Below are 4,251 nucleotides of genomic sequence, written 5' to 3'. Positions count from 1 at the left end.
TGACGGGTGGTTATGATTTTAATGAGGGAAAGTTAGTAATTCTTTAGTTGTATGCGTGAATGGTTCACAACCATCTTCTGTAATATGAACACAGTCTTCAATCCGGACGCCGGCAAAACCTGGAATATAAATACCGGGTTCAATGGAGAAGCACATGCCAGGTTCAAGAACTAGCTGATTTCCTTCCATGATTGATGGAAATTCGTGTTCACTGCTACCCATTCCGTGCCCGAGGCGGTGAATAAAGTATTCGCCATAACCAGCTGCAGTAATGATATCACGAGCGATCTTATCTAATTCTTCAGCAGTCATTCCCGGCTTCGCAGCATTTTGAGCGGCCAATTGAGCCTCTAAACATACTTTGTAGATGTCTTTTTGTTTGTCATTTAACTTTCCGACAGCCACTGTTCGGGAAGCATCACTAATATAGCCATCAACAATTGTTCCTAAGTCAAAGAGGACGAGCTGATTATTTTGGATCTTATTACTGGAGGTAGCTCCATGAGGTTCGGCAGCATGAGGACCCGCTTGGACCAGAGTATCAAAGCTCATTTTATTAATCCCGTGTTGCTTAAGCGCATATTCTAAATCGGCAGCCACTTCTTGCTCTGTTTTACCAATTTGAATTGCTTCGAATCCTACTTTAAAAGCGAAATCAGCCCATTTTCCGGCTTCATTTAACTTAGCGATCTCATCATCGCTTTTAATCATCCGCATTTTTGCTATCAAAGGAGAGAGATCAGTATTAAAATGGGCATTAGGGAGGACTTCTTCTAAGGCACGAAGACGGTCAACAGTTAGTGATTCTCCCTCAATTCCCCAATTAATTGGGGAACCAGCGTGATTTTTGATATGTTCAGCAATAAGCTCAAAAGGTTTTTCATGATCTAAGTACCCATATACTGGATATTTCCAACCAGTATCCTTTATTGCTTCTACTTCAAGAGCTGGTGCAAACAGAAATGGCTCACTGTCGGCAAAAAGGACTAGTGCTAATACCCGTTCTACTGGATCGCTGTAGAAACCAGTTAGGTAATTAATGGTCATCGGATCACTAATATAAGCAGCATCTAATCCTTTTTCAGTAAGCGCGCTTTGTAGTTGATTAAGTTTTGTCACTGCATTCACTTCCTAAAAAAGATTGCGAATATTATAACATATTGTTATGAAAGTAAAAAAATAATGAAGAACGTTTGCTAATTAAAACTAAATCTGCTATATTAACTAGGTTGTGAAAAAATATGAAAACAGATTATACCAATAAAGAAAGGGCTATCTTATGGAAAAACAATCAGTAACAATTTATACGGTTGCCCGAGAAGCTCGTGTCTCAATGGCCACTGTTTCACGGGTAGTAAATGGCAATCCAAATGTAAAACCAGAAACTAGACAAAAAGTTTTAGATGTAATTAAGCAGCTTAATTATCGTCCTAATGCAGTTGCACGGGGATTAGCTTCTAAAAAAACAACGACTGTCGGGGTAGTTATTCCTAATATAACTGATCCATACTTTGCGGAATTAGCATTGGGGATTGATGACGTTGCTTCAATGTATAAGTATAATATTATTTTAACCAATTCTGATTCTGATGATGAAAAGATTCTGAAAGTGGTACGGAGCTTGCTTGCTAAACAGGTTGATGGACTTATCTTTATGGGTCACGATGTTTCTGATGATCTTAGAAATGAATTTGAAAGCACAAATACACCAGTTGTAGTAGCTGGTTCTGTTGTTAATGATGATGCTTTACCAAGCGTTCGGATTAACTACCAAGCAGCCGCCAAGGAGGCGACAGAATTTCTGCTAAAACATGGTGATCAACAAGTTGCCTATATTACTGGTCCATTACGATACTCAATTAATGGCGAAGACCGGCTTAATGGATATAAAGAAGCATTGGCAAATAATAATGTGGCATTTAATGAATCATTAGTAATTGAAACGGATGGGTCTTACCAAGCAGGATATGCAAAGGCACAAGAAGTTATCGAAAAGGGATTAAAGGCTGCTTATGTAACAGATGATAGTTTAGCTGCTGGTCTCTTAAACGGGCTTACGGATGCTGGTATTAGCGTTCCAGATGATTTTGAACTAATTTCTTCTAATGACACCAATTATACAAAGGTTGTCCGGCCAACAATCACTTCGATCACTCAACCTCTTTATGATCTTGGTGCCATTTCAATGCGGTTGTTGACAAAATTAATGGATGGCGATGACAGTAATGATGATGAAAAGAATGTTATTTTAGATCATGGCTTTGTTGAACGCCAATCAACTCGTAAGTAGGTTGTGATTTGTTGTGACAACCCGAAGTGAATTGCGAGCACAACGACAAGAAAAAGTTGAGAAGCCAATAGAAGAAATACCGAAAAAGCGTCATTTTCTATACTGCTTATGGGGTGTAATCTATGTGACTTTACTCGGGCTAACATTACTAATTAATTCGACACTCTTAAATGTTAACTTTGTAAAAGAAGAAGTTACAAGTTCGTCGCTTGAATCAGTTATGTTAAGTCAGGTTAACAGTAGTCTAACTCAGTATGGGATTTCAACTTCTGTCTTAAAGAAAAGTGATACTGATAAGCTAATTAACCAGGCGATTGATCAAGTATATGCAGGTGAAAAAATTAATCTTGACCTATCACCTATAGTTAATAATGTGGGCACGTCTGTTAATTCCCAATTAGCTCAATATGGTTTGTCGACGTCCATGTTACCAGCAGGCAGTTCTTCAGCAATTGCTGGTAACATTAATTCGATTGTTAACAGTCAGTTAAATACTCCCGAAGTTGCACAGTTAATTAATGGGATTAAAATTGCTAAAACGGTTGTCAATATTATTTTAGTGATTTCAATTATCAGTCTCGTTCTATTGATCCTTAAGGGGTTATGGCAGCACCACTTAATTGGTAGTTTTAGGTGGATTTGTTTGTGGGGAACTGTTTTATATACAGGAATCGTTATGACTATTCATGCGATTGCCCTTCAAATGGGAGCAGAACAACCAGACATAAGCCCCTTTATTTCCCAGGTTGCCAATGATTTTCAGCAGACTGGATTTCATGGTTCGATGATGCTAATTGTCATTAGTATTGTGTTATTTATTCTGCAATTTGTAAAACGAAAATGGCAACCTCGCCAATAACCTTGAATTAACGATGAATATTTGCTAAAATTTATCTGTTTGTATTACATTAATAAAGAAAAGAGGAGTCAGTAATGTCAGGACATTCAAAATGGCATAACATTCAGGGACGTAAGAACGCCCAAGATGCTAAGCGTGGTAAGATTTTCCAAAAGATTTCACGTGACTTGTACCAAGCAGCTAAAGCAGGTGATCCTGATCCAGCGAACAACGCTCAATTACGGCTTGTAATCGATAAGGCACACGCGGCCAACATGCCTAAGAAAAATATTGACCGTGCTATTGCTAAAGCTTCAGGTATTGGTGGAGCTAAGTTCGAAGAAGTTACTTATGAAGGTTATGGACCGGGTGGGGTAGCAGTAATGGTTTCTGCTCTTACTGATAACAAGAACCGGACTGCATCTGCTGTTCGTTCAGCATTTAGTCACTCTGGCGGTTCATTAGGTGCTAGTGGATCAGTTTCATACATGTTCGACCGTAAAGGATTAATCGAAATTCTCCGTGATGGTCTTGATAAGAGCGAAGATGATATGTTAATGGATGCTTTAGATGCTGGAGCTGAAGATATGAAGGCAACTGAAGAAAAGTTCCAAATCTTCACAGATCCAAGTAACATGACAGATGTTCGTGATGCTCTTCAAGAACAAGGCTACGAATTAGATACTGCCGAAGTTACCATGATCCCTCAAAACCGGACAGAGGTACCTGCAGATAAGGCAAAGCAATACCGTCATTTGATTGATGAATTAACAGAAAACGATGATGTTGCTGATATTTACGAAACTGGTATTTTACCAGACGAAGATGACGATGAAGAATAATTCAATCATTGTTATTGAGAGGTTAAAAAGCAAAACGCTTTTTAACCTCTTTTTTTTTTAGTGCATTTTTAGAATTTATCCGTATTTAAATAATAGGGAGGTTAAAATATGCCGAGTTTTGAAGAAGAATTAACAAGAATAATTCGCAAGTAACCGAGTGACCTGTACATCTTACCTCATGATAGGTATTATCAATTATCCTTAGCGATAAAGGGGACCCTATTTCCTTTTAAACAGGTTACGCGTGATTATGGTCAACGTTTTATCCATAAATTTGCGAG

General features: G+C 38.3%; 4 protein-coding genes. 3 read left to right on the top strand and 1 reads right to left on the bottom strand.

The genetic code is table 11. From position 1 onward, the window contains the following. Positions 1-18: 18 nt before the first annotated feature. Positions 19-1,119 (bottom strand): M24 family metallopeptidase, encoded by a 1,101-nt coding sequence (locus AACL61_RS01485; RefSeq protein WP_102815832.1) that lies wholly within the window; start codon positions 1,117-1,119, stop codon positions 19-21. Between the two features lie 160 nt (positions 1,120-1,279). Between AACL61_RS01485 and ccpA the strand changes: the two genes are divergently transcribed. The 3 genes from ccpA to AACL61_RS01470 all read left to right on the top strand — a co-directional run bounded on the left by ccpA (position 1,280) and on the right by AACL61_RS01470 (position 3,970). Beyond that, positions 1,280-2,290 (top strand): catabolite control protein A, encoded by a 1,011-nt coding sequence (gene ccpA / locus AACL61_RS01480; RefSeq protein ID WP_102815833.1) that lies wholly within the window; start codon positions 1,280-1,282, stop codon positions 2,288-2,290. Positions 2,291-2,303: 13 nt separating this feature from the next. Next, positions 2,304-3,149: a hypothetical protein gene (locus AACL61_RS01475; protein ID WP_339110887.1), complete on the top strand. Its 846-nt coding sequence runs from the start codon at positions 2,304-2,306 to the stop codon at positions 3,147-3,149. A 74-nt stretch (positions 3,150-3,223) separates the two neighbouring features. After that, positions 3,224-3,970 carry a YebC/PmpR family DNA-binding transcriptional regulator gene (locus AACL61_RS01470; RefSeq protein ID WP_003671894.1) on the top strand — a complete coding sequence of 249 codons (747 nt, stop codon included), beginning with the start codon at positions 3,224-3,226 and terminating at the stop codon, positions 3,968-3,970. The last annotated feature ends 281 nt before the right edge of the window (positions 3,971-4,251 follow it).

Origin of the sequence: Limosilactobacillus reuteri subsp. porcinus (assembly GCF_036621895.1) — a bacterium.
GTDB classification, from domain to species: domain Bacteria; phylum Bacillota; class Bacilli; order Lactobacillales; family Lactobacillaceae; genus Limosilactobacillus; species Limosilactobacillus reuteri_J.
Note: the sequence above shows the minus strand (reverse complement) of the source record. Positions and strands in the feature narration are given on the sequence as shown.

Excerpts from the sequence above, each read along its gene's own strand:
- ccpA (WP_102815833.1), top strand. The coding sequence starts at position 1,280 with ATGGAAAAACAATCAGTAACAATTTATACGGTTGCCCGAGAAGCTCGT.
- AACL61_RS01470 (WP_003671894.1), top strand. The coding sequence starts at position 3,224 with ATGTCAGGACATTCAAAATGGCATAACATTCAGGGACGTAAGAACGCC.